A 25,100-nucleotide genomic window follows, 5' to 3' on the forward strand; every position below is an offset into this window, starting at 1 on the left:
GGACCCCGGACCAGCGGCGGGCGGGTGTTGCACTACGCTGCTCGCCGATTGCGTCGAGGTCGAAACGGGTCGGGCTGGATATGGCCGACGTCTTCGTCAGCTACAAGAGGGCCGACCGCCCGCGGATCGAGCCGATCGTTGGCCTGCTTGAAGATGCGGGCCTGACGGTCTGGTGGGACCCGGACCTGGTTGCGGGCGAACGTTTCGGCGACGTCATCGCCCGGGAGATCGAGTGCGCGCGCTGCGTGGTGGTGGCGTGGTCGGCATCGTCGATCGGGGCGGACTGGGTCCGGGACGAGGCGGCAGCGGGTCGAGACCGCGGCATTCTCGTCCCGCTCCGTCTGGACGACGTGACGCCCCCCTTGGGCTTCCGCCAGCTCCAGACTCCCGACTTGAGCGACTGGTCCGGCGATCCCGACGATCCCCGGATCGAGCAGCTGACTGCAGGTATCACCCGAGCGGTGCAGGGCGGTGGGATGCCCCAGCTGGCACCGATGGCGGTTCCGGACGTCCGGCAGGACCTCGCAGACCCCCCGCAGCGGCTCTCGCGGCCGCGGCGGCTGTCGCGGCGGCGGGTGCTCTCGGTCGGGGCGGCAGGCGTCGCGCTGGGCGGTGGGTGGTGGCTCGGCGCACCGGTGTTTCAGCGCGCCTCGGTCCCGGTGAGGCGGACCGAGCAGGTCGACGCGGTAACCGTCGACGCCCGGGGCGACGCCGCCCCACCGCAGCGCACGACCGTCGAGGTGTTCGACCTTCCCGTCGGGCGTACCACAATGGCCTTCTCGGCGATCCCTGCCGGCGGGTTCCAGGTGGGCTCGCCCGACGGCGAGGCGGAGCGGCTGCCGATCGAGGGACCGCAGCAGCTCGTCGAGCTGAGCAGCTTCGCGGTCGGCCGCACCGCGGTGACGCAGGCGCAGTGGGCGGCGTTGGTCGAGGCGGCACCCGAGCCGATCGGTCAGTCCCTGCGCCCCTACCCGTCGTCGTTCCGCGGGGATGACCTCCCGGTGGAGACCGTGACCTGGTACCAGGCGGTCGAGTTCTGCGCTCGGCTGTCGCGGCTCAGCGGGCTACGGGTGCGGCTGCCCAGCGAGACCGAGTGGGAGTACGCCTGCCGTGCCCATACGGCATCGGCCTTCCACTTCGGCCCGACGCTCACGGCCGAGCTGGCCAACTACTGCGGGACGGGCGGAGCGGTGCGCGGGACCAACAACGGCGTGGACATCGGCGGACCGGCCTATGGGCCCCGCACCTACGACAGCGGGGCCTACGCCGGCGGGCCGGCCGGGGTCTTCCTCGGCCGCACGGTCGCCGTTCGGACCTATCCGCCGAATGGATTCGGTCTCCACGAGATGCACGGCAACGTCTGGGAGCACTGCGCGGATGTGGGGCCGGTCGACTACCGCGAAGCGCCGACGGACGGCCGCCCTGCCGTCGGGCCGCAGGGCAGTCGGGTGCTGCGCGGGGGGTCCTGGTCCCACAACCCGGCGATCTGTCGCGCCGCCTACCGCGACTCCATGCGCCCCGACTGGCCGGGCTGGGAGGGCCGCGTGGGCCTGCGTGTGGTGTGCGAGCTGGAGCCGTCGTAGGCGCGGTCGTCAGCTCACGGGTTGTCTTTCGACGTGGCGGGGTTCATGTTGGTCGGAGGCTCGGTCGCGGCGGGATCCATGTTCGACGGAGGCTTGGTCGCGGCGGGGTTCATGTTGGTCGGAGGATCGGTCGCGGCGGGATCCATGTCGACCGGAACCGGAACCGGAACCGGAACCGGTTGCGGCTCGGGGGGCGGCGGTGGGCCGACGATCCCGGGAGATGGCACGGTGCCGATCGGAGGGCCGACCGGGCCGCGAATCGACGGCGGCGTGCTGCCTCGGGTCGTTCCGTTTCGGGTGGCGCCGGTGGACTCTGACCCGTCGGTGGAGCGGCCTCCGCCGCCCCTGGCCGCACCGCTGACGACCCCACCGCTCACCGCTCCGCCGCCGACTGCTCCGCCCCCGTCGACTCGGCTCCGGACCACTCCGCCGCCGCCTGGCCGCGGGATCGCGGGGTCCGTCACCGGCCGGGCCGACGCGTCGGTAGGCGGGGGCGCGCCGACGTCGCTCAGAGCGCTCTCGTCAACCGGGGTCAGCGGGTTGTCGATCTCGCCGTTCGCGCCCGGCTGGAAGGCCGCCGCGGTGCCGTCGGGGCAGGGGAATCGGTCGCGGGGTGCTTTCTCGACGACGCTCGCCACTGACTTGTAGAGATCGCAGCGTGCCGAGACCTGCACCGGTCCGAGGCCGGTCCATCCGAACTCCTCCCGCGCCCGGTCGTAGAGGGCCCGAGCACCCGCGATGTCGCCGCGGCAGGCGAGCACACCCGCCTCGAACAGCAGGACCTCGCGCGGCCCCGAGGACGCCTGCCACCGCTGCGTCAGCGTCGTCTCGCCGTCGTCGCAGCTCCGCAGCAGAGCCTGGTAGATCTCGCCGTCGACTCCGTCGGAGGTCGTGTCGCCCGCTGGGAGGTCCCAGGAGTAGTCGGCCGGAGCCGGCACCGGATCGGGGAAAGGGTCGGGCGCTCCGCACGCCGCCAGTGCCAGCACGCCTCCGAGCGTCCTCACCAGGGCGCCCGTCCGGCGGGTGATCGGCGTATCGGGTTCGGCGCTCGATGTGCCGATCGGCTGTGGGTGCACGGCGGGCTCCCTCGCGGTCACTGTGCTCGTTGCGCGCGCCGCCGCGGCGCGCCGACTACGACACGGGCGGCCCATGCGGAGAGTTCGCCCCCGTCGCTGAGCGGGCCGCGCCGTACGGTCGGTGATCGCCCGAACCGTCGAACCGGGCTGGGATCTCGACGGTGGCGGCAGGCGCTGGTCTCGAGCGAACTCTGCAACGTCCACGATGTGGGACGGTATGTGACGGCGCGGGATCGGGCGTGTAACACTGCGCCCGTGCCTCACCTCCACGTGATCATTATCGGCAGGCGCGTCGGCTAGCTCTCCCGAGCCGACGCGCAGACCTCTCGCACCCGCGAGGGGTCTTTTTTGTTGCCCGATCACGCGCATCCCACCACCAGGAGCCCTGATGTCCCCCCGCACCGTCCCGGCCGGCACCCCCCTCGGCGACGACTTCCACGTCTACGACACGACGCTGCGCGACGGTGCCCAGCGGGAGGGGGTCAGCTACTCGGTGGCCGACAAGCTCGCCGTCGCCCGCCACCTCGACGCGCTGGGGGTCGGCTACATCGAGGGTGGCTGGCCGGGAGCGATGCCCAAGGACACCGAGTTCTTCGCCCGCGCCGCGGCGGGGGAGCTGGAGCTGCGGCACGCCGCGCTCGTCGCGTTCGGCGCCACCCGCAAGGCGGGGACCACCGCCGCGGACGACCCGCAGGTCCGCGCCCTGCTCGACTCGCAGGCCCCGGTCGTCACGCTCGTCGCGAAGTCCGACCGCCGCCACATCGAGCGCGCGCTGCGCACCGACGTCGCCGAGAACTGCGCCATGGTCGCCGACACGGTGGCGTTCCTGACGAACGAAGGCCGGCGGGTCTTCCTCGACGCCGAGCACTTCTTCGACGGCTTCCGCTTCGACCCCGACACCGCGCTGCGGGTGCTCGACGCGGCCGTCACCGCAGGCGCGGACGTCGCCGTGCTCTGCGACACCAACGGCGGGATGCTGCCGCTCGGCATCGCCGAGACCGTCGCGCAGGTCAAGGACCGCACCGGGTTCCGGCTGGGCATCCACTGCCAGGACGACACCGGCTGCGCCGTCGCCAACTCCGTCGCGGCGGTGCAGGCGGGCGCGACGCACGTGCAGTTGACCGCCAATGGCTACGGGGAGCGGGCCGGCAACGCCGACCTGTTCGCCGTCGTCGGGAACCTCGTGACCAAGCTGAACATGCCCGTCCTACCGGACGGCGCCTTCAGCGAGATGACCCGGACCTCGCACGCGTTGGCGGAGATCGCCAACATCGCCCCCGACACCCACCAGGCCTATGTCGGGGTCGCAGCGTTCGCCCACAAGGCGGGCCTGCACGCGAGTGCGATCAAGGTCGATCCCGAGCTGTACAACCACATGGACCCTGTGGACGTCGGCAACGGGCAACGGGTGCTGGTCACGGAGATGGCCGGCCGGGCCAGCGTCGAGCTCAAGGGTGCTGAGCTCGGCCTGGACCTGGCCGGCCGTCCCGACGCCGTGTCGAGCGTGGTCGCCACCGTCAAGGAGCGCGAGTCGCAGGGGTGGTCGTTCGAGGCCGCCGACGCCTCGCTGGAGCTGCTCATGCGTGCTGCGCTGAACGACACAGGGCTCGACGACGGGACGGTGCTCCCGTTCGCGATCGAGTCCTACCGCGTGCTCATCGAGAACCGCGGCGGCGAGGTCGTCACGGAGGCGACCGTCAAGCTCGTCGTCGACGGCGAGCGGACGATCGCGACCTGCGAGGGCAACGGCCCGGTCAACGCTCTCGACGCCGCCCTGCGCGCGGCGCTGTCGCCGTCGCGGCCGTGGCTCGCGGACGTCGAGCTGTCGGACTTCAAGGTCCGCCTGCTCGCCCCGCAGGGCGCGGGGGAGACGCGCGGCACGGACGCCGTCACGCGGGTGCTCGTCGAGTCGACCGACGGCGCGGGCTCGTGGACCACGGTGGGCGTGCACGGCAACGTCGTGGAGGCGTCGTGGTTGGCCCTTGTCGACGCCGTGGCGTACGCGGGCCTGCGCGAGGGCGCGCCGGTGGCGGCAACCGCCGGCTGATCACGACGCACGGGCCCGCTCTGCACGCAGCGTGTAGCAGGCCGCCTGGCTCACACACACGTTGCCGGGTCGGCACACAGGTCAGGACCTGGGTGTCGACCCGGTTTCTTGTGTGTCGCGTCGTCCCGCTCCGGATGCGGTGATGTCGGGCGTGGCCACCGGGGCGGAGACGACGGGCATCTCGGGCCGCCGGGCCCAGGCCGGCGCGTGCTCCGGCAGCGGGCCGATGGCGATCACGCGGCCCGGGATGCCTTGCAGCACCGGGAACCGGCGCACCAGGCGCATCGGGAGAGGCAGCGACGCCGACGGCGCCTCGGCGACCGCATCATCCGGCCCGACGGGACGCGAAGCGCCTGCTGACGTGTCCGTCGGGATATCGGCGGCGTGCCTCTGCGGGTGCGCTGCGGCCGGGCCGGCCGCAAGTGCCGGCCCGAGGATCCGGCGGTGCGCCACCCGCTGCCCGGCCTGGGTCAGCGCCGTCGGCCACCAGCGCCGCAGCTGCACCCGGCGCAGCACCGACACCGGGACCGGCCCGTCGACCTGCAGGGCCGGGGCGAGGATGCGGGCCGCCGCGACCGCGTCCTGCACCGCCAGGTTGATCCCGACGCCCCCGACCGGCGACATCGCGTGCGCCGCGTCGCCGATCAGCAGCAGTCCGTTGACGTACCAGCGCCGCAGCCGCTCCAGACGCACGTCGAGCAGCTTCACGTCGTCGAACGAGGCGAGCTCGCCGACCCGGTCCGCGATCCACGGCTGCAGGGCCGTCAGTCGGGCCCGGAACCCTTCGATGCCCTCCGAGCGCAGCATCGCGTCGCTGTCCTTGCGGATGAGGTAGGCGCACTGCCAGTAGTCGCCGCGATCGATCATCACCATGACCTGGCCCGTGCTGAACCGCCCGACCAGGCCTGCCGGGTCGTCGGCGTGCCGCGGCAGCCGGAACCACAAGACGTCCATCGGGACGCCGAACCCCCGGGGGGAGAGCCCGGCCGCCGCGCGGACGGCGGATCCGCGTCCGTCGCAGGCCACCGTCAGCGTCGCGCGCACCTCGTGCACGGAGCCGTCCGTGCGGTCGGTGAAGCGCGCTCCGACGACCCGGCCGTCCTCGCGCAGCAGGTCGGTGACCTGAGCGTTGCGACGAAGGGTGAAGGCGGGCTCTTCGGCGGCCGCGTCGGCGAGGAGGTCGAGCAGGTCCCACTGGGGGACCAGCGCGATGTGCTTGTGCGGTCCGGGCAGCCGTTTCAGGTCGCCCACCTGGACCGTGCCCTGGTCGAGCTGAATGCGGGCGACGTCGAACCGGCGCTGGGGGAGCGCGGCGAAGCGCGCTCCGAGGCCGAGCTCGTCGAGCAGGGTCAGGGTGGAGGCGTGGACGGTGTCGCCGCGGAAGTCGCGCAGGAAGTCGGCGTGCTTCTCCAGGACGGTGACCGGGACGCCGGCGCGGGCGAGCAGTAGCCCCAGGACCATCCCGGCAGGGCCGCCGCCGACCACGAGGCAGGTCGTGCGCTCGTTATTCGACACGCGTTGAATATAGCGGGTTCAGGGAGCCGGTGCCACCCTCGGCCTGCGGCCGGCCACCACGAGATCGGCCAGTTCGTCGACGACGTCGTCGACCGGAGCGCCCCGCATCCGGCGGAACAACAGCGTCCCGAAGACGACGTCGAGCAGCAGGGGGACGTCGACGTCGTGCGGGAGATCACCGCGCGCCGCAGCCGACAGCAGCACGGCCGTGTCGGCCGCGCGCCGCGGTGCGAGCAGTTCGACGAGGCGGGCCCGGGCCTCCGGGTCGCGCGCAGTGTCGGCGGCCAGTGCCGGGAGCGTGTCTCCCACGGTCGGCTCCGTCCAGACCTCCGCCACGCGCGTGACGAGGGCCCGTACGTCCGCCCGGCTGTCGCCGCTGAAGGTCACGTGCGGCGGGTCGACCAGCGTCTGCAGGGCCTCGATCGCGAGCAGTGCCTTGCCCGGCCACCAGCGGTAGATCGTGGTCTTGCCGACACGGGCCCGTGCCGCCACGGCGTCGAGACGCAGGTTCGGATAGCCGTCTTCCCGTAACAGCGCGACGGTCGCCTCGAGAATCGCGGTGTGGGCGCGTTCGTTGCGCCGCCGGGTGATGTCGTCGTCCGCCACGCCATACCTCTCGTGCACGATACGGTCCGTATCGCGCGTCTATTCCGGAGTCGTTCCGCGGAATGCTAGGTCACTCGAACGAGTGACAGGACGCAACCCGGCGACACACTGTTGATGCAGCTCTGGGTCCAGATCATCCGTGCGCGTGACGTCCATGCCCCGCCGAAGCAGGGTTCGTGAGCGCACCGCGACGAGACGGTGAGTTTCGTGACAGGCGACAACAGAGCACCGAAGTGCAAGCATTAGGAGTAGCTGCATTGCGCTGTATGGAGGAGCACTGATGAGCTCTGTCACCGCCTCGACACCGGCCGAGGCGTCTTCCGCACCCGAACCCGCCGCCCGGCGCGGCCGGCTGCGTGCACCGGTCGAGCTCGAGGTCGTCATCCCGGCCTACAACGAGTCGGGCCGCCTTCCCGAGACCCTGCGCCAGAGCGTCGCCTACCTCGACCGACAGTCGTGGCAGAGCCGGATCGTCGTGGTCGACAACGGCAGCGTCGACGAGACGGCCGCGGACGCGCGCGTGGCCGCGGCGGTGACCGAGAGGGTCGACGTGGTCGTGATCGGCTGCTCCCGGGCCGGCAAGGGCGCCGCGGTCCGCCGCGGCCTGCTGACCAGCACCTCGCCGTTGGTCGGGTTCTACGACGCCGATCTCGCCACGCCGCTCGACACCCTGGTCCCGACCGTCGAGGCGCTGCAGACCGGCGCCGACGCGGTCATCGCCTCACGGCACGCGCCCGGCGCCAGCTTCGTCATCCCGCAGCCGCTGCGCCGCCGGGCGGGCGGCGACATGTTCCGGCTCCTGACCCGCAAGCTCGTCCCCGGCATCGCGGACACGCAGTGCGGGTTCAAGTTCTTCCGCCGGGAGATCGTGCAGACCGCCATCGCGCGCGTGCGCACCACCGGCTTCGCCTTCGACGTCGAACTGCTCGCCCAGGTGCAGCGCGCTGGCGGGAAGATCGTCGAGATTCCCGTCGCCTGGACCGACGTCACCGGGTCCACCTTCCACCCCGTCCGCGACGGCCTGGCGAGCTTCCGCGCCGTCTTCGACCTCCGCGGGAGCCACAGGTGATCAAGATCGAGAGCCCCTTCCATCCGCTGGCGCAGCTCGAGGGCGCCCGGATCGTCGTGCTGAACTGGCGCGACATCCAGCACCCGCAGGCGGGCGGCGCCGAGCAGTACATGCACCAGATCGCCCGCCGCTGGGTCGAGGTCGGCGCCCAGGTGGGGTGGCTGACCTCGCGCGGTCCCGGGCAGACGCACCGCGGGGTGATCGACGGGATCGAGATCGTGCGGGCCGGCGGCGCGCTCGGCATCTACCCGCGCACGGCCCTGGCCCTGCTGCGCCGCTACGGCCGCATCGACTACGTGGTCGACTGCCAGAACGGCATCCCGTTCTTCTCCCCGCTGTTCGTCGAGCGCGACGTTCCGGTCGTCCAGGTCGTGCACCACGTCCACCAGGACCAGTTCGCCCTGCGGTTCGGCCCGGTGCTCTCGGCCGTCGGCCGCTTCCTCGAGAGCCGCGGCACCCGTGCCGTCTACAAGGACCGCCCGACCGCTGCGGTGTCGCCCTCGACGCGCCAGGAGCTGCGCCGCCGCCTGGGCTTCCGCGGGCCGATCCACATCGTGCCCAACGGCAACACCGCCACTCCTGACGTCCGGTCGCCGCGCGACCCGGAGCCGACGATCACTGTGGTCTCGCGGCTGGTCCCGCACAAGCGCGTCGACGTCCTGCTGGCCCAGCTCGCGGTGGCCGCGGCCGCCGAGCCGAAGCTGCGCGTCGACATCGTCGGCGACGGCCCGGAGCGGATGCGCCTGACCGCGCTCGCCGCCGAGCTGGGGCTCGGCGACGTGGTCACCTTCCACGGCTTCCAGCCCGACGAGATCCGCGACGAACTGCTGCGCCGGGCCTGGCTGACCATGAGCACCTCGCACCACGAGGGCTGGGGCCTGTCGATCATCGAGGCGGCCGCGTACGGCGTGCCGACGCTCGCGCTGCGGGTGCCGGGCGTGCGCGACTCGGTGGTCAACGGCAGCACCGGCTGGCTCGTCGACGAGGTCGGCCAGTTCGGCACGGCGGCGATCCTCGCGCTGCGCGAGCTCGCCGACGAGGACCGCGCCCGCGAGATCACCGAGGCCTGCCAGGTCTGGGCGCGGTGCTTCACCTGGGACCGCAGCGCGAGCCTGCTTGCGGGCGTGCTGCTCGCCGCGGGCAAGCCGGAGATCGGCCCGGGCGACCGCTCGGCCCGCAGCGACATGGGCATCATCGCGGAGTTCGACCGGCCGCGTGACTTCGCAGGGGCGCTCGCCTACGCGGCGCTGCGGCCCACCGACCAGGTCGAGGTGCACGGCGACCGCGTAGGCCTGCTGCTCACCGGGTGCGACGAGGTCGACGCCGCGGCGGCGCTCAAGCGCCTCGGCGTCACCGATGCCGACATCCGGCTCGCCGACCGCTACGACCTGCTCGTCGGCCCCGCCCGGCTGCCCAACCTGCTGAACCGCGTCCACGGACCGGGTGCAGTGTGACCTCGCCGATCGGCCTGGAGGTCCCTGCCGCACCGGCGGGCCAGGTCGCGAAGCACAGCGCGCTGCTGGCCGTGTCGGCCGGGATGGTCGGCGTGCTCAGCTACCTGTGCACGCTGCTGATGGCCCACCTGCTGCCGCCCGAGCAGTACACGCAGTACGCCGCGGCGCAGATGCTGGTCGGGATCGTCGGGATCGTCGCGCACGCCCTCGTGCCGCTTCCGCTGGCCGCGCTGGTGCGCCGGCACGCGCGCGGCACGGGCGGCCGTCGCGACGGGATGGCGTTCGCCGTACTCGTCTCGGTCGCCGCCGGCCTCGTCGCGGGCCTGCTCACCGGCGGGATCACTGCGGCGTTCGCCCCGTGGAACGTCGCGGTGGCCACGGGAATCGGGTCGTTCGTGCTGTTCACGGTGGCCCCGGCGCAGGGCTGGCTGCAGGGCGAGCTGCGGTTCACCCGGTACGCGGTCGCCTCGATCCTCGAGGTCACCCTGCGGGTGGCCTTCAGCGCCGTAGCGGTGCTCGTGGGGTGGGGCCCGGCAGGGGCGCTGATCGGTTTCGCCGTCGGCGGGCTCGTGCTGGTCGCCGGGCCGCTGCAGATGCTGCGCGACGTCTCGTGGCACCCGCGCGTGCTCCGCGAAGGGGTCCGCTGGGCCGAGACCGGCGACATCGCGCTCGTGCAGTTCGTGGTGTCCGTGCTGGTGGGCGCGGACGTCGTGCTGGTCGCCCTGCTCGGCAGCGGCACCGCGGCCGAGGCCGGGTTCCAGGCGCTGGCCACGCTGGCCAAGGGGCCGGTGTACGTCGCGTCCGGCACGGTGCTGGTGGCCTTCCCGCTCCTGCGTGCCGGTGCCCCCAGAATGCTCACGGACGCGCTGGCGCCCGCTCTGCACTCGTTCGAAGCACTCGCGCTCGTCGCCGCCGTCGTGCTCGCCACGGTGCCCACGCCGCTGGTGATGCTCTTCCTGCCCGACAAGTACCTCGGCTCGACGGTGCTGCTGCCGGTACTGGCCGCCGCCGGTCTCGGCTACGGCGCCGTCACCGTGCTCGCGACCGTGCTGCTCGCCCTGCGGATGACCCGCCGCACCTACATCGCCCTCGTCGCCGCAACGGTGCTCCTCTCCGCCGGGCTCGGCGTGGGCTGGGTGCTGGGCGGGGTGGCCGGGCTGGCGACCGGCGCGGCCGCGGGTGCGCTGACCGCGACGCTGGTCCTGGCGCTGCTCACGGCCCCGGCGCTCCCCGCCGGGACGCTCGGCTCGACGGCGCGCACCGTGCTCGTCGCCGCCGTTCTGCTCGTCGTGCTGCTGCTCACCGCGCACCTCCTGGTGCTGTGGCTGATCTGCGCGGCGGTCGGCGGCCTGCTCGCCCTGCGACCCGACCTTGTCCGCGGACTGCTGCACCGGAGGCCTCGGCGATGACCCGATCCGAAATCCACGGCACGTCCGCCCCGGCGACCGAGACGGTGCCCTCGTCGGGCTCCGGACGGGCCCGGACCCTGCTCTCGTCGCGGGCCGGCGCCGTCCTGCTGCCCACCCTTCTCCTCGTCGTCGCCGCGTTCGGGTTCCGCTCGATCGGGCTGACCACCAGCTTCGAGCTGTGGGTCGACGAGATGCTCTACGCCGAGCTCGGGGCCTCGGTCGCGCGGGGGGAGATGCCGAACCTGCCCGACGGGCCGTTCTTCCTGCACCCGCCCGGCTTCTTCATCGTCGAGGCCGTCGCGATCCACCTGTTCGGGATCAGCGGCGATCGGATGGATCTCGTCTACCAGCTGCGGTGGGTCAGTGCCTTCTGCGGAGCGCTCTCCGTCGGACTGATCTTCGTGATCCTGCGACGGCCGATCGGGGCTCCGGCCGCGTTCGTCGCCGGTCTCCTGGCGGTCTTCGAGCCGTTCATCCTGCGCAACAACAGCCGCGTGTTCATCGAGACCACGGGCATGCTGGCGGTCCTCGTCGGGCTGGCGCTGGTCAGCGAGCATTTGAGCAGGGACCATCTGTGCAGGGAGGCCGACCAGCGGAGCCGGCTCCGGCTCGTCGTGGCCGGCCTCGCGCTGGGCTACGGCCTGCTCACCAAGGACGTCCTGTTCGTGTGCACCGTCGTGCCGGTGGCGCTCGCCGTGCTGTGGCGCCGGACGCTGCCACTGCGCGACGGGGCGGTGCTGATGGGCACGACCGTCGTGCCGTACGTGATCTACCTGGTCGTCCTCGCGTTCTCCGGCGGCCTCGGCGGCTGGTTCGAGGCCAAGAGCCAGGGCTTGCTGCGCGCGCTCGGTTTAGTCCAGGCGACCGGCTTCAACGCCCCGAACTCACCGAGCCTGATCGGCCGGATCCTCGACCAGTTGGGCTCCTTCGGCACCAGCTACGTGCTGCTTCTCGTGTGCCCGTTGGCGGGCGTCGTCGCGGCACTGAGCGCCTCGCCGGCGCGGCGGTTCCTCGGTCTGGTCGCGCTGATGATGGGGCTGTTCGGCGTCTACTCCGCCGCCTTCGGCACGTTCGAGGAGCAGTACGGCTACCCCGTCATGATCGCGGGGATCCTTGCCGCCGCGATCAGCGCGGTGGAGCTCTCTGCGCGCTTCCCGCGCGCCAGCCGCCCGATCACGGCGGTCTGCCTCGTCTTCGTCGTCGCGGCGGCGGTACTGGGCATCCGCGCCGAGGCGACCAGGGACGACGGCTTCCTGCAGGTGAGCGACTGGATGCGGACGAACCTCCCCGTCGGCGCCAAGGTGGGGGTCACGAACAGCACCGGGGCGTGGGCGTTCGACCAGGATCCGCACTTCGGGATCTGGGCCTCGCTGCCCGACCTGGCCGACAACGGGGCGTCCTACGTGTTGACCCAGAGCCTGCCGACCAGCCTCGGGTACGGCTACGCCAAGCCGGAGCTGCTGCCCTGGCTCGCGGCGAACGCCAAGCCCATGATCGCGGTGAACGGGCCGACCAACGGGACCACCACGCTGTGGTTCATCAACAAGGACGCGCTGCAGGCAGGCGCCGCGGCCCGCGTCGCATTCCCGGCGAACGAGCAGGAGCAGTAGGGGATGTCGGACGTCCTGCGCGGGTGCCGGCGGGGCCTGGCGGCGATCGGTGCGGCGGTGCTCGTCACCGCACTGACCGCGTGCCGCTCGGGTCCCGCCGAGCCGGCCAGCGCGCAGCCGGGGCTCACCTTCGGTGTCCTGGGCGGGTCGTGCGACGCGGACCGGGTTAGCGCGCTGCACCAGGCCGGGGTGCAGTTCGTCGAGGTGGGCGTGCGGTGGAGCCGGCTCGAGCCGGCCCCGGAGCAGTTCGACCAGGCCTACATCGACGCTCTGCGGGCCCGCCTCGCCCGGTGCACGGACGCGGGCCTCGGCGTCGTGCTCACCCCGGGCTTCCAGTACGCGCCGGCGTGGGTCCGCGACCTCCCGGGCGGCAGGTACCGGGACCAGAACGGCGCCGCGAACCCTGCGAAGGTGCCGAACTACGTCTTCAGCGCGAGGGTCCGGGGTGCGGCGGAGCGGTACCTCGACCGGTTCGCCGCCGAGTTCCCCCTCGACGGCTTCGCGGCGGTGCGGATCGGGACGAGCGAGGCGGGTGAGCTCGGCTATCCCGGCATGCAGCTCGGCACGGAGGGCAACCGCTTCTGGGCGTTCGACGACGCCGCGCTCTCCGGCGACGGGCTGCCCGCCGGGATGTCGCCGAACCCGATGCCCGGCTGGAAGCCCGGCGACCGGACCTGGCAGGGCCGCCCGGTCGACGCCGCGGCCGCCCGGTCGTGGTTCGACTGGTACGCCGGCTCGGCGGTCCGGACAACCGTCTGGCAGATCGGCGTCCTGCGCGACCGCGGCTATCGCGGCCCGATCCACATGCCGCTCGCCGGGCGAGGCGTCCTGCCCGCCGACCTCGTCGCGGCGACGGAGGCGGCGCTCGACGGCACCGCCGACCGTGACGGGAGCCTGGAGCGGGGCCTGTTCTACCCCGAGCAGCTGCGGGCGATCGCCGGCGCGACCGACGCGAGCACGCTGTTCGCCGACGTCACCGGGGTCGACGACGCCACCGCCGTGGCGGCCCGCGAGCTGGACCCGCCGCAGGACACCTGCCAGGCGGCGGACGCGTCACTCCCGTTGCGCGACACCCCGTCCGTCGACACGTGGTCCGCGACGCGGTGGACCGTCGCCAACGCCCGCGCCGCCGGTCTGCGCGTCGTCGGCGAGAACCCCGGGCACCCGGCGACCCCGGGAACCGGTGGCGACGACTCGTCCGACGACCTCACCCAGCAGCTCGTCCACGCTCCCCGCTACGCCCAGGAGTGCGGGTTCGAGGTGCTGATGTGGGCCTTCGAGGACGACCTGTTCGGCCCGGACCCCGAGGTGTCGGTCGACGACCTCGCGCGTCGCATCGCGTTCCCCTAGAGAGTTTCCTCAGCGAAAGGAGAGCTCCATGACTGCCCCGCTGCGCGTGCTGCACCTCGGCTTCGAGGACCCGGCCGTGCCTGGTGCAGGCGGCGGCTCGCTGCGCACCCACGAGATCAACCGGCGGCTCGTCGCCGACGGCATGGACGTCACGGTGCTCACCACCCGCTTCCCCGGCTGCGTCGACCGCGTGCAGGACGGCGTCCGCTATCTGCACGTCGGCCGGGGCCGGAGCGGGTCGCGGATGGCCCGGCTGGTCGGATACGTGTTCGGCCTGCCCGCCGCAGTGCGCCGGTACGCGGCCGAGCACAAGCCGGACCTCGTCGTCGAAGACTTCTTCGCACCGTTCTCGACGATGGCGGCTCCGCTGTGGACCCGGTACCCGACGATCGGCGTCGTGCAGTGGTTGCAGGCCAAGGAGAAGAGCAAGCAGTACCACCTGCCGCTGCACCTGCTGCAGACCTTCGGGGTGCGCAGCCACCGCCGGCTCGTCTCGGTCTCCGCCGACACCGGCAACCAGCTGCGGACGATCAACCCGAAGCTCGAGGTCGAGGTGATCGGCAACGGTGTCGATCCCTCGTTGTTCGACCAGCCGCAGCAGGCCGGGCGTGACGTCGTCTACATCGGCAGGCTGGAGTTCGAGGGCAAGGGCCTGGACCTGCTGCTCGACGCGTGGAGCCGGATCCACGAGAAGACCGAGGGCGACCTCGTGATCGCCGGTGAGGGCCACGACGAGGCCCGCGTGCGTCGCGAGGTGAAGCGGCTGGGGCTCGACGACCGCGTGCGCTTCGTCGGCTGGGTGCGCGGCGAGGAGAAGGCGCGCCTGCTGGCGGAGGCCCGCGCGGTCGCGATGCCGTCGCGGATGGAGACCTTCGGCATCGTCGCGGTCGAGGGGTTCGCCGCGGCCACCCCGGTGGTCGCCTTCGCGATCCCGTCGCTGCGCGAGGTCGTCCCCGAGGGGGCCGGCTTCGCCGTGGAGCCGTTCGACGTCGAGGCCTACGCGCAGCGGCTGCTCCAGGTGTGCACCGACGCCGAACTGGCGCTGGCGATGGGCTCCGAGGGCCGAAAGTTCGCGGCGGGTTACGACTGGGACGTCCTCGCCGGCCAGCAGGCCGAGATGTACCGGACGGCGGCGGTCGAGCTGATGGCCCGCGGCCGGCGAGCGGCGCCGCCTGCCGTGGCGTCCCCGGAGAGTCCGTCCGTCGGCACGGTGCGGTCGTGACGGTGTCGCAGCGGTCGGTCCCCGAGGGGATCGCGCGGGTGCTGCACGACGGCCGCCCCGCGGTGTTCGTCTCACCGCACCTCGACGACGCCGTCCTCTCGTGCGCTGCGCTCATGCGGGCGATGGTGTCCCGCGCCTCGGTGACGGTGGTGACGCTGTTCTCAGCCGCCGGACCCCCGCCGCACACCCGCGCGGCGCGGACGTTCCTGCGGCAGTGCGGTGCCGACGATGCCGGTGCACTGTTCGACCGACGTTGCCGCGAGGACGTGGAGGTGCTCGACGGCCTGGGTGTCCGGTATGTGCACCTCGGTCATCCGGACGCGCTGTTCCGGCGTCGGAGCGACCCGTCGGGGCTGTTGCGTCGGGCCGGTCGCGTGTTGCCCGAGCTCGACCACCGTTATCCGACGTTCCGGTTCGACATCGACCTCGGTCGGGTCTCCCGGGGCGACCGCGAGCTGCTCGACCTCGTCACAGCCGAGGTGGCGGACGTCGCCCGGGGCGCGGCGGTGTTCGCGCCGCTGGGGGTCGGGCGGCACGTCGACCACCTGCTCGCCCGCGAGGTGGGGGAGCACCTGGGGGCGGTGCTGTACGCGGACTTCCCGTACACCGCCCGTGATCCCGAGGGTGAAGCTGTGGCGGCCGGAGGTCTGACCCCGTGGGCATGGACCGACGACCTCGCCGCGAAGCGGTCGGCGATCGCCGGGTACCGGACGCAGGTGGACGCGCTGTTCCCGGGTGGGGAGATCCCGCTGCGGCCAGAGACGTACTACGCGCCGGGGCCCTGACCGTCACTATTAGGCTCGGCCCGTGACCGCCGCAGCTTCCGTCCGGGTCCGCTTCTGCCCCTCGCCGACCGGTACACCGCACGTCGGCCTGGTCCGGACGGCGCTGTTCAACTGGGCCTACGCCCGCCACACCGGCGGCGCCTTCGTCTTCCGCATCGAGGACACCGACGCCCAGCGCGACAGCGTCGAGTCCTACAACGCGATCCTCGACGCCCTGACCTGGCTGGGTCTGCGGTGGGACGAGGGGCCGCAGGTCGGCGGCCCGCACGGGCCGTACCGCCAGAGCGAGCGCCGCGACACCTACCGCGACGCCCTCGGCCTGCTCGTGCAGGCGGGCGAGGTCTACGAGTCGTACTCCAGCGCCGAGGAGATCGAGGCGCGGCACCGGGCGGCGGGGCGCGACCCGAAGCTCGGCTACGACAACGCCGACCGCGACCTCACCGAGGAGCAGAAGGCGGCGTTCCGCGCCGAGGGCCGACGGCCGGTGTTCCGGCTGCGGATGCCGGACCGCGACATCTCCTTCACGGACCTGATCCGCGGCGAGATCACCTTCAAGGCCGGGGTCGTGCCCGACTTCGTGCTCGCCCGCGGCGACGGCACCCCGCTCTACCCGCTGACGAACCCGCTCGACGACGCGCTGATGGGCATCACGCACGTCCTGCGCGGCGAAGACCTGCTGCCCTCGACGCCGCGCCAGATCGCGCTGTTCGAGGCGTTGGCGCGGGTGGGGATCGGCGCCGGCGCGCCGACCTACGCGCACCTGCCGCTGGTCACCGGCGACGGGAACCGCAAGCTCTCCAAGCGCGACCCGCAGTCGAACCTGTTCCTCTACCGCGACCGCGGCTTCGTCCCCGAGGGCCTGCTCAACTATCTGGCGCTTCTCGGCTGGTCGCTCCCGGCTGGTCCGGGATCGGCGGACCGCGACGTGTTCACCCTCGCCGAGATGGTGGAGGCATTCGACGTCACAAAGGTGTCGGCGAACACGGCGCGGTTCGACATCAAGAAGGCCGAGGCCATCAATTCCGCACATCTGCGGATGTTGACGCCCGACGACTTCGCGCGGCGCCTCGAGCCGTACGTCGTGGCCGAGCTGTCGGGCACGGCACCCGTGATGACGGACACTCTCGACGGTGAGCAGCGGCCGCTGCTCGTCGCCGCCGCGCCGCTGGTGCAGGAACGGAGCACGGTGCTGTCGGACGCCGCGCTGATGCTGCGGTTCCTGTTCGTGCCCGAGACGGCGTTCGCCGTCGACGACGACGCCGCGGCCAAGAACCTGGGAACGGACGCCGCTCCGGTCCTGGAAGCCGCCCTGACCAGCCTCGACAAGGTCGGCGACTGGTCGGCCACGGAGATCGAGGCGGCCCTGAAGGGGGCCCTGGTGGACGGGCTGGGGCTCAAGCCGCGGAAGGCCTTCGGGCCCGTGCGGGTGGCCGTCACGGGCCGGACGGTCTCGCCGCCGCTGTACGAGTCGATGGAGCTGCTGGGCCGCGAGCGGTCCCTGGAGCGCCTGAGGGCCGGTTTTGAGCGCGCCGGAGCCGTCGGCTAGAGTGGTGCACTGCAGGACGCGGGCACGTCGTGGTCGCGGTCCTTGGGGTATGGTGTAATTGGCAACACGACTGATTCTGGTTCAGTTATTCTAGGTTCGAGTCCTGGTACCCCAGCGAAACGCAAGAGTCGCCAGATGCTAGCGTTTCCTCGCCGCGGCCCCGTCGTCTAGCGGCCTAGGACGCCGCCCTCTCAAGGCGGTAGCGCGGGTTCGAATCCCGTCGGGGCTACAACCGAAAGGGCCCGTTCCGGAATCTGGAACGGGCCCTTTCGCAATCCGCGCGACCTCAGTCTTCGTCCTTCTTCTTCGTCGTCGTAGGGGTCGTCGGGGGCGTCGTCGACTCCGACGGCGGTGCCGAGGTGGTCCCCGTCGGGCTCGGCTCCACCGACTCGGACGGGGCGGGCGTCGTCTCCACCACCGGCGGCGGCACGGGCGCAGCGGCCCGACGCGTGCGGGTCGGCGCCGGCCGGGGGCGGTGCGTCGTCGGCGTGAGTGTGGGGGTCGGCGTCAGTTCCACGGTCGGCAACGCAGGCGCGATGAACGCGGGGACCAGGGGAGCGGGCCTGCTGACGGCGCTGTTCGTCGTGCGCGGCGCCGGCCAGAGGAACAGGGTCGCGATCACGGCCACCGCCGCTGCGGCCCCGCCGATGCTCACCAGCGCCGCCGGGCTGCGACCCCGCCTGACGGCCGCTGCAGGCGCCGCTTCCGACGCGTACTCCTCGGCGTAGTCCTCCGCGGCATCCGCGACGGCGGCCCACCGGCCGCTGCCGCTGCGCTGCGTCGGCAGCATCACCGGCTCGTCGGTCTCGGTAACCAGCGCCGTCGCCTGGCTTTCCGTCGCGGAGAGCGGCAACCCGGAGGGCGGGGTGTATCCCGACAGGAGGCCCGCGGTGTTCGTGGCACCGAACGTGCCGCTGAAGCCCCCGAGCGCCGTGAACAGGCCGTCGTCGTCCGACGGTGCCCCTGTGTCGTCGCCGGTCTGAGGCTTCTCAGGCCGGTCGCTACCGGAGTCGTCCGGTTCCGGTTCGCCCTGGTCCGCGGCCGCGTGCGCCCCGGACCCCTCGATCCGACGTTCGTCCGCCGCGTGCGCGCCCGAGTCGTCGATCCGACGCTCGCCTGCTGCGTGTGCCCCGGACTTCTCGGTCCGGCGCTCGAAGCTCGCTAAGCCGCCGTTCGACCAGGCCCCCGAGTGGTGCGAGCGCGGCGAGGGGACCTCGGCCGGCGGGTCGTCGTCCCCGTCGCTGTTGCTCGCGGGCTCCACCGACATGCCCGGGAACTGGGCGAGTGCCGCCACGCGGGAGGCGACGTCGTCGGTCCGCTCCGCCTCGACGTCGCCGGCCAGCAGGGCGAGTGCGGCACCGCAGGCGGCGTCCGAGGCGACCTGCGCCGAGTCGTCCGCCGCGGTTGCGCCGGAGTGCCACTCGGCGGCCCGCGCAGTGGTCAGGAAGGTGACGTCGAGGTCCTGCTCGGCCAGCGCGCCGGCCAGCAACTCGGTGCGATCGTCGTCCCATGAAGCGGGGCGCGTCACCGCGACCCCCGCCGCCGCTGCGCCCTCGCGCTCGGCGACCCGGTCCACGACCCAGCGCACCAGCCACGCCGTCAGCTCCTCCGGCGCCCACGGCTCGCCTGCGAGCACCATCGGGACGTCGTCGCCGATCCGGCCCGGGAACCCGCGGACGACCCGGTCGGGCTCGTCGTCGGCCCACCGCTCGGCTGCGGCGCCCACGTCGAGGCTGCCGTCGGCGCCGAGGTGCAGCACGGACGTAACCCCGCACCCGCCGTCGCCGAGATCGACCGCCTCGACGTCGTCGGAGCCTTCCCGCGCGACTGCGGCCGACGTGCGCGCGGCCCCGACGTCGATCCCGAGGACGTAACTCATCGGTGGCGGGTCCTCCTCGCGGACGGATCCGGCGGACGGCACGAGGCCGTCGGGGAGTCGCCGGATCGTCGGGCGGATGTCGTTCACGGGGCACCCGGTGATCGGAGTGGCCGATCGGCACGTTAGCCGGGGTTGCCGCGCGCACCGGGGGAACGGGCCGGACGCGCGCCGGGGTGCGGTGGACGGTCGCCCGGCAGCGGTGCGTCAGAGGCGGTGCTGCAGCGCGTCCGCGGCCGCCAGCAGGTCGGCCGCCCACCGCACACCCGGACGCCGCCCGATCCGGTCGACCGGGCCCGACACCGACACCGCCGCGACCACCGTGCCCGCCGCGTCGCGGACCGGCGCAGACACGCTTGCTACACCGGTCTCGCGCTCGGCCACGCTCTGTGCCCACCCGCGGCGGCGCACGTCGAGCAGCGCGCGTTCGGTGAACGTCGCCTCCGGCAGCAGCGCGCGCTGGGTCATCGGATCCGCCCAGGCCGCGAGCACCTTGGCGCCCGACCCGGCCGTCATCGGCAGCCGCGTCCCGACCGGCACGGTGTCGCGCAGCCCGCTCGCCGGCTCCGCCGCGGCGATGCAGACACGCGCCGCGCCGTCGCGGCGGTAGAGCTGCACGCTCTCGCCGGTGATGTCGCGCAGCCGGGGCAGCACGGCGGCCGCGGCCTCCAGAAGGGGGTCCACACCGCGGTGCGCGAGCTCGGTCAGCGTGGGGCCGGGTCGCCACCGGCCGTCCGTCCCACGATGCAGGAGTCCGTGCACCTCGAGCCCCACCGCGAGGCGGTGCGCCGTCGCCCGGGGCAGCCCCGTACGGGCGCACAGCTCGGACAGCCCGCACGGCTCCGCAGCCGCCGCACGCAGCACCCCCACGGCCTTGTCCAGTACGCCGATGCCGCTAGACTGTCCCACGAAGCAATACTAACTTCCCGAATTCTGAGATGTCGAGGAGACGGCCCGGTGGGATCAACAGGGCGTAGCACGCTGGCCGAGAAGGTGTGGAATCAGCACTTAGTCCGCAAGGGTGAGGGGCAGGAACCGGACCTGCTCTACATCGATCTTCACCTCGTGCACGAGGTCACCAGTCCGCAAGCGTTCGACGGGCTCCGCCTCGCGGGTCGTCCCGTCCGCCGGACGGACCTCACCGTTGCGACTGAAGACCACAACGTCCCCACGCTGGACGTCCTCGCGCCGATCGCGGACCCGGTGTCGCGCACGCAGGTCGAGACGCTGCGCAGGAACTGCGCCGAGTTCGGCGTCCCGCTCTACCCGATGAACCACGCCGAGCAGGGCATCGTGCACGTCGTCGGCCCGCAGCTGGGCCTCACCCAGCCCGGCCTGACGGTCGTCTGCGGCGACAGCCACACCTCCACGCACGGTGCCTTCGGCGCCATGGCGTTCGGCATCGGCACCTCCGAGGTCGAGCACGTGCTCGCCACGCAGACGCTGCCGCTCAAGCAGTTCAAGACGATGGCGATCAACGTCAACTCGAACACCGGTCGGCTGCGCCCCGGCGTCACGAGCAAGGACGTCATCCTCGCGATCATCGCCAAGATCGGTACCGGCGGCGGCCAGGGCTACGTACTGGAGTACCGGGGCAACGTCATCGAGAACCTCTCGATGGAGGCCCGGATGACGATCTGCAACATGTCGATCGAGGCGGGCGCCCGCGCGGGCATGATCGCCCCGGACGAGACGACCTTCGCCTACCTCCACGGCCGCGACCGCGCGCCGAAGGGCGAGGACTGGGACGCCGCCGTCGAGGCGTGGCGCGAGCTGCGCAGCGACGACGACGCGGTGTTCGACGCCGAGGTCGACATCGACGCCGACACGCTGACCCCCTTCGTCACCTGGGGCACCAACCCGGGGCAGGGTCTGCCGCTGGCCGACCGGGTGCCGGACCCCGAGGCGATCGTCGACGAGAACGAGCGCGTGGCCGCCGAGCGGGCGCTGGAGTACATGGGCCTGGAGGCGGGCACGCCCCTGCGCGACGTCCACGTCGACACCGTCTTCGTCGGCTCCTGTACGAACGGCCGGATCGAAGACCTGCGGTCGGTCGCCGAGATCATCCAGGGCCGCAAGGTCGCCGACGGCGTGCGGATGTTGGTCGTCCCCGGCTCGATGCGGGTGCGGTTCCAGGCCGAGGAGGAGGGCCTCGACAAGGTCTTCACCGACGCTGGCGCCGAGTGGCGCTCCGCGGGTTGCTCGATGTGCCTGGGCATGAACCCGGACCAGCTGGCCCCGGGCGAGCGCAGCGCGTCGACGTCGAACCGCAACTTCGAGGGCCGCCAGGGCAAGGGCGGTCGCACCCACCTGGTCTCCCCGCTGGTCGCTGCGGCAACAGCGGTCCGCGGCACCCTCTCGTCTCCCGAGGACCTGAACTGATGGACGCCTTCACCACCCACACCGGCATCGGCGTCCCGTTGCGCCGCAGCAACGTCGACACCGACCAGATCATCCCGGCGGTCTACCTCAAGCGGGTCACCCGTACCGGGTTCGAAGACGGGCTGTTCTCGGCCTGGCGCAACGACCCGACGTTCATCCTCAACACCGTGCCGTTCGACCACGGCTCGGTGCTGGTCGCCGGCCCGGACTTCGGCACCGGCTCGTCGCGCGAGCACGCCGTCTGGGCGTTGCTGGACTACGGGTTCCGCGTGGTGATCTCCTCGCGGTTCGCCGACATCTTCCGCGGCAACTCGGCCAAGGGTGGCCTGCTGGCGGCGGAGGTCGCGCAGCCGGACGTCGAGCTGCTGTGGAAGCTGCTGGAGAACCAGCCGGGCACCGAGCTGACGGTCGACCTGCGGGAGAAGACGGTGCAGGCCGCCGACCTGACCGTGCCGTTCGACATCGACGACTACACCCGCTGGCGCCTGCTGGAGGGCCTCGACGACATCGGCCTGACGCTGCGGCACGCCGACGCGATCGCGGCGTTCGAGGCGGCCCGCCCGGGGCGCCTGCCGACGACCGTCGGCTGATGCTTTTGCAGGAAAGCCACTTTCATGCAATGACGTTGCAGGAAAGTGGCTTTCCTGACGTTCGGGGACGACCTCAACCGGCCTCGATGACGACCTTGCCGATCGTCGCCGACGACTCCACCCGCCGGTGCGCCTCCGTCAGCGTCGCGGCGTCGATCGGTGACAACCGCGTCGTCAGCGTCGACCGCAGCACGCCCGCGTCCACCAACCGCGCGACCTCGTCGAGCAGCGCGCGCTGGTAGGTGCTCTCCGGCTCGAAGAGCGGCCGGGTGAACATGAGCTCCCAGTGCCAGGTCTGGCTCTTCTCCTTGAGCGGCAACAGATCCAGACGGCGCGGACGTCGACGAGCAGGTCGTGCCCCTCCGGCGCCGGAACGTCGATCTCGACGTCCACGAGGACGTCGGGTGCGCCCGGGTGCAGGAAACCGACGGCGGGGGTGCGGGTCGCGGTCGTTTTCATGATCGCCACCGTATTCCCGACATCGCAGGTCACGCTCCTTACCGCACAACGAGTTCCAACTGGTGGACGACGCGCCATACCTTTACCGTCTGGCCGCATGAACAAGTCCCAGCTCGTGGACGCGCTGGCCGACCGCCTCGGCGACCGGAAGGCCGCGGCCACCGCCGTCGATGCCCTGCTGCAGATCGTGGTCGACACCGTCCGGTCCGGCGACTCGGTGTCGCTCGCCGGCTTCGGCGTGTTCGAGAGCCGGGCCCGGGCCGCCCGCACCGGCCGCAACCCGCGCACGGGCGAGACCGTCGCGGTGCCGGCGACGACGGTGCCCGCGTTCCGCCCGGGAACGGGCTTCCGGAACGCCGTGGCAGGCGACTCGGCCGAGGCGCCCGCCGAAGCCACCGAGCCGGTTGCAGCCGAGGCACCCGTCGAGGCCCCGCCGCGTCGTCGTCGCTCCCCGCGCGCAGCGGCGACCAACGGTTCGGGCGACGGCGGAGCGGTCAACGGCGCCGTCGACCTCGCTTCGGTGCCCACCACGACGTTGCTGGCCGAGCCGCCCGCAGACCCGGTCGACGACAAGCCGGCGAAGGCGAAGAAGCCCGCCGCGAAGAAGGCGGCAGCGAAGGTTCATGCCGAGCCTGCCGCCAAGCCCACCGCGAAGACCGCTGCGAAGGCGGACGCCAAGAAGGTGGAATCAAAGAAGGCGTCCTCCAAGAAGTCGGAAGCCAAGGCCGACGCGAAGAAGGGCAAGAAGGGCAAGAAGTGACGCCGTGCAGCGGGATCCGGACTCGGCCCGCGGCCCGGAACGATCGCGGCGGTCACGAGTCGGGCAGGGCTCCGTAGCGCTGTAGCAGGGAGGTCACCTCCGGCAGCTGCCGGAACGCGACGGCGACGTCGCCGGGGCCGGCCACGCGGTGGGCGTTGGCGTCGACATAGGCACGCAACGCGGCGTCGAACGCCGCCTCGTCGCTCTGTCGCCGCCCTTCGAGCAGCACGGCCGCGCCCTGGTCGTACACGCCGTCGACGTACCGGCCGAAGTCGCCGTTCTGAGCCCAGTACGCCATCGGCTCCCCGAGGTGGCCCTGGACGCGGTCGTCCGGGTCGGGCAACGGGTAGGAGTCGGCCTGGCCGGCGACCCGGGCCTGCGCGTAGGTGGCGAAGGACTCGTCGATCCAGGGGTTGCGGGCCTGGTTGTTGCCGACCAGTCCGTAGAACCACATGTGCGCGACCTCGTGGGCCACCAGCGCGGGGATGGTGCGCCGGCCGACGTCGCCGAACTGCAGAGCGCCCGGGAACTCGACGCCGTCCTCCAGCGGCGGCAGGACCGTCGCCCACAGATCGGTGTACGGGTAGGGGCCGAGGAAGTCCTGCAGCTTCGTCACCGCCGTCTCGAGGCTGTCCACCCACTCGTCCGCGTCGACACGGCTGCCCCGAGCCGGCACGCCGACGTGGTACCGGATGCCGTCGACCTCGCGCTCGGCCACCGTGAACCGGCCGACCGACACCGCCACGTCCCGCACCGCGTCCGCCGCGAAGCGGTGCACGGCGGCTCCGGGCCTGGGACCGGGTTCGACACTCTGCTCCCTGCCGGTGCCGAGAACCTGGTACGCATCCGCTGCGGTGACGGCGAGTTCGGCCAGCCGGAAGTCCTCGCTGGTGACGGTCTCGCCGGCCATGCCGACCGCAGGGTCGCGCACCCAGCCCTCGCCACGTACCCAGGCCAGCAACGGGAACGCCGTGGCGAACCAGGCGATCTCCGCGGAGGGCATGTGGCCGACCCGCTCGCCCGCGTCCCGTCCCAGCACCAGGGTGAAGCCCAGGTCGGCACGAACGGGCGTCCCCGGATCCGAGCACTCAGGCAGCGGCAGCGTGACCACGGTGCCGGCTGCATCACCGGGTGCCCCTCCCGAGCTGACGACCGGTTCGACGGGACGGCCCCCCACCGCGGCATCGGTGACGCTCAGCGACGTCCCGTCCTCGGCGGTGGTCGGCTTGTTCGGCCAGGCGCGGAACACCAGCTCGCAGATGCGCTGGTCAGGCGTGAACTCCACGGACTCCCGCCCGATCACCGACGCGAGGTCGTCCGCGACGTCGAAGCGGAGCTCGACGACCGGTCGCTCGGGCCAGGGTTGGCTTCTGGCGGTGGTGTCGGCCGGTTCGACGGTGGTCCGGGTGCACGCGACGAGCGTCGCCAGCGCGATCACAATGACGAGAGCGCGGCGGGCGGACGGTCGGATCACTATCCGAGTCTTCCGTGAGCGCGGTGACCGCGGCGTGAGGCCTCGTCAGAAGAATTCGAGCGGTCCGTCCGATCGAAGCAAGGTCTGATCGGCATATGACGAATGGGTAAAGCGGCGCCGAGGGGTTACCCAGTGCAACAGGCTGTCCTGTCGCTTCACTCGATCGGGTGGCTCTGCTGCGATCGGACGAACCGCACGTGGCGTCGGGGCGAAGACATGACGTGAGGAAGCGCTGGTGCCTGAGGCTGTCCCTGAGCCGGTGCGCCCGGAGCGACCCAGCCGCGCCG

Annotated in this window: 20 protein-coding genes and 2 tRNA genes; 15 read left to right on the forward strand and 7 right to left on the reverse strand. The window is 72.4% G+C overall.

Annotated elements, in window-relative coordinates; all coding sequences use genetic code 11:
- Window positions 1-80 precede the first annotated feature (80 nt).
- A complete protein-coding gene (locus RM445_RS16940; RefSeq protein WP_311557413.1) occupies window positions 81-1,583 on the forward strand; it encodes an SUMF1/EgtB/PvdO family nonheme iron enzyme in 1,503 nt (500 codons plus the stop codon).
- Between the two features lie 14 nt (window positions 1,584-1,597).
- Here RM445_RS16940 and RM445_RS16945 read toward each other — a convergent pair whose 3' ends face one another.
- Window positions 1,598-2,569, reverse strand: a complete 972-nt coding sequence (locus RM445_RS16945; RefSeq protein ID WP_311557415.1) for a hypothetical protein — start codon at window positions 2,567-2,569, stop codon at window positions 1,598-1,600.
- A gap of 478 nt (window positions 2,570-3,047) precedes the next feature.
- On the opposite strand from RM445_RS16945, the gene cimA reads away from it, so the two are divergent.
- The gene (cimA, locus tag RM445_RS16950) at window positions 3,048-4,706 is read left to right on the forward strand and encodes a citramalate synthase (RefSeq protein WP_311557417.1); all 1,659 of its coding nucleotides are present in this window, start codon (window positions 3,048-3,050) and stop codon (window positions 4,704-4,706) included.
- An 81-nt stretch (window positions 4,707-4,787) separates the two neighbouring features.
- Here the strand turns inward: cimA and RM445_RS16955 are convergent, their stop codons facing one another.
- Both RM445_RS16955 and RM445_RS16960 read right to left on the reverse strand, forming a co-directional pair.
- Entirely contained in the window at window positions 4,788-6,221 is a 1,434-nt protein-coding gene (locus RM445_RS16955; RefSeq protein ID WP_397469337.1) for an FAD-dependent oxidoreductase, read from the reverse strand.
- Window positions 6,222-6,239: 18 nt separating this feature from the next.
- The gene (locus RM445_RS16960; RefSeq protein WP_311557418.1) at window positions 6,240-6,845 is read right to left on the reverse strand and encodes a TetR/AcrR family transcriptional regulator; all 606 of its coding nucleotides are present in this window, start codon (window positions 6,843-6,845) and stop codon (window positions 6,240-6,242) included.
- A 262-nt stretch (window positions 6,846-7,107) separates the two neighbouring features.
- Between RM445_RS16960 and RM445_RS16965 the strand changes: the two genes are divergently transcribed.
- The 10 genes from RM445_RS16965 to RM445_RS17010 all read left to right on the forward strand — a co-directional run bounded on the left by RM445_RS16965 (window position 7,108) and on the right by RM445_RS17010 (window position 17,501).
- Window positions 7,108-7,896 (forward strand): glycosyltransferase, encoded by a 789-nt coding sequence (locus RM445_RS16965; protein ID WP_311557420.1) that lies wholly within the window; start codon window positions 7,108-7,110, stop codon window positions 7,894-7,896.
- Window positions 7,893-9,350 carry a glycosyltransferase family 4 protein gene (locus tag RM445_RS16970; RefSeq protein ID WP_311557421.1) on the forward strand — a complete coding sequence of 486 codons (1,458 nt, stop codon included), beginning with the start codon at window positions 7,893-7,895 and terminating at the stop codon, window positions 9,348-9,350. Before RM445_RS16965 ends, RM445_RS16970 begins: the two co-directional genes overlap by 4 nt.
- Window positions 9,347-10,759, forward strand: a complete 1,413-nt coding sequence (locus RM445_RS16975; protein WP_311557422.1) for a lipopolysaccharide biosynthesis protein — start codon at window positions 9,347-9,349, stop codon at window positions 10,757-10,759. The genes RM445_RS16970 and RM445_RS16975 overlap by 4 nt, the downstream gene beginning before the upstream one ends.
- Entirely contained in the window at window positions 10,756-12,369 is a 1,614-nt protein-coding gene (locus RM445_RS16980) for an ArnT family glycosyltransferase (RefSeq protein ID WP_311557423.1), read from the forward strand. Before RM445_RS16975 ends, RM445_RS16980 begins: the two co-directional genes overlap by 4 nt.
- Before the next feature lie 3 nt (window positions 12,370-12,372).
- Entirely contained in the window at window positions 12,373-13,719 is a 1,347-nt protein-coding gene (locus RM445_RS16985) for a beta-galactosidase (RefSeq protein WP_311557425.1), read from the forward strand.
- Window positions 13,720-13,747: 28 nt separating this feature from the next.
- The gene (locus tag RM445_RS16990; RefSeq protein ID WP_311557427.1) at window positions 13,748-14,941 is read left to right on the forward strand and encodes a glycosyltransferase family 4 protein; all 1,194 of its coding nucleotides are present in this window, start codon (window positions 13,748-13,750) and stop codon (window positions 14,939-14,941) included.
- Complete coding sequence (locus RM445_RS16995; protein WP_311557429.1) at window positions 14,938-15,726, forward strand: PIG-L deacetylase family protein; 789 nt, start codon at window positions 14,938-14,940, stop codon at window positions 15,724-15,726. Before RM445_RS16990 ends, RM445_RS16995 begins: the two co-directional genes overlap by 4 nt.
- A 22-nt stretch (window positions 15,727-15,748) precedes the next feature.
- Window positions 15,749-17,272 (forward strand): glutamate--tRNA ligase, encoded by a 1,524-nt coding sequence (gene gltX / locus RM445_RS17000; RefSeq protein ID WP_311557430.1) that lies wholly within the window; start codon window positions 15,749-15,751, stop codon window positions 17,270-17,272.
- A gap of 43 nt (window positions 17,273-17,315) precedes the next feature.
- A tRNA-Gln gene (locus RM445_RS17005) sits at window positions 17,316-17,387 on the forward strand.
- A gap of 41 nt (window positions 17,388-17,428) precedes the next feature.
- Window positions 17,429-17,501 (forward strand) — tRNA-Glu (locus RM445_RS17010).
- 57 nt (window positions 17,502-17,558) lie between these two features.
- On the opposite strand, the gene RM445_RS17015 is transcribed toward RM445_RS17010, so the two are convergent.
- The gene (locus tag RM445_RS17015; protein ID WP_311557431.1) at window positions 17,559-19,238 is read right to left on the reverse strand and encodes an Hsp70 family protein; all 1,680 of its coding nucleotides are present in this window, start codon (window positions 19,236-19,238) and stop codon (window positions 17,559-17,561) included.
- Window positions 19,239-19,355: 117 nt separating this feature from the next.
- On the reverse strand, window positions 19,356-20,057 hold the full coding sequence (locus RM445_RS17020; RefSeq protein ID WP_311557433.1) for an IclR family transcriptional regulator: 702 nt from the start codon (window positions 20,055-20,057) through the stop codon (window positions 19,356-19,358).
- A gap of 48 nt (window positions 20,058-20,105) precedes the next feature.
- Between RM445_RS17020 and leuC the strand changes: the two genes are divergently transcribed.
- Together leuC and leuD are read left to right on the forward strand one after the other, a co-directional pair.
- A complete protein-coding gene (gene leuC / locus RM445_RS17025; protein ID WP_311557435.1) occupies window positions 20,106-21,530 on the forward strand; it encodes a 3-isopropylmalate dehydratase large subunit in 1,425 nt (474 codons plus the stop codon).
- Entirely contained in the window at window positions 21,530-22,120 is a 591-nt protein-coding gene (gene leuD / locus RM445_RS17030) for a 3-isopropylmalate dehydratase small subunit (RefSeq protein ID WP_311557436.1), read from the forward strand. The genes leuC and leuD overlap by 1 nt, the downstream gene beginning before the upstream one ends.
- A 73-nt stretch (window positions 22,121-22,193) precedes the next feature.
- Here leuD and RM445_RS17035 read toward each other — a convergent pair whose 3' ends face one another.
- Window positions 22,194-22,439: a zinc-binding dehydrogenase gene (locus tag RM445_RS17035; RefSeq protein WP_311557438.1), complete on the reverse strand. Its 246-nt coding sequence runs from the start codon at window positions 22,437-22,439 to the stop codon at window positions 22,194-22,196.
- 237 nt (window positions 22,440-22,676) lie between these two features.
- On the opposite strand from RM445_RS17035, the gene RM445_RS17040 reads away from it, so the two are divergent.
- Window positions 22,677-23,339 (forward strand): HU family DNA-binding protein, encoded by a 663-nt coding sequence (locus tag RM445_RS17040; RefSeq protein ID WP_311557439.1) that lies wholly within the window; start codon window positions 22,677-22,679, stop codon window positions 23,337-23,339.
- Window positions 23,340-23,391: 52 nt separating this feature from the next.
- On the opposite strand, the gene RM445_RS17045 is transcribed toward RM445_RS17040, so the two are convergent.
- A complete protein-coding gene (locus RM445_RS17045; protein WP_311557441.1) occupies window positions 23,392-24,813 on the reverse strand; it encodes a M1 family aminopeptidase in 1,422 nt (473 codons plus the stop codon).
- Window positions 24,814-25,100: the final 287 nt, after the last annotated feature.

The sequence above is a fragment of the Pseudonocardia charpentierae genome (assembly GCF_031845345.1).
Classification (GTDB): Bacteria; Actinomycetota; Actinomycetes; order Mycobacteriales; family Pseudonocardiaceae; genus Pseudonocardia; species Pseudonocardia charpentierae.

Coding starts and splice junctions, on each gene's coding strand:
- RM445_RS16980 (WP_311557423.1), top strand. CDS start 10,756: ATGACCCGATCCGAAATCCACGGCACGTCCGCCCCGGCGACCGAGACG.
- RM445_RS16985 (WP_311557425.1), top strand. CDS start 12,373: ATGTCGGACGTCCTGCGCGGGTGCCGGCGGGGCCTGGCGGCGATCGGT.
- cimA (WP_311557417.1), top strand. CDS start 3,048: ATGTCCCCCCGCACCGTCCCGGCCGGCACCCCCCTCGGCGACGACTTC.
- RM445_RS17040 (WP_311557439.1), top strand. CDS start 22,677: ATGAACAAGTCCCAGCTCGTGGACGCGCTGGCCGACCGCCTCGGCGAC.
- leuD (WP_311557436.1), top strand. CDS start 21,530: ATGGACGCCTTCACCACCCACACCGGCATCGGCGTCCCGTTGCGCCGC.
- RM445_RS16965 (WP_311557420.1), top strand. CDS start 7,108: ATGAGCTCTGTCACCGCCTCGACACCGGCCGAGGCGTCTTCCGCACCC.
- RM445_RS16940 (WP_311557413.1), top strand. CDS start 81: ATGGCCGACGTCTTCGTCAGCTACAAGAGGGCCGACCGCCCGCGGATC.
- RM445_RS16990 (WP_311557427.1), top strand. CDS start 13,748: ATGACTGCCCCGCTGCGCGTGCTGCACCTCGGCTTCGAGGACCCGGCC.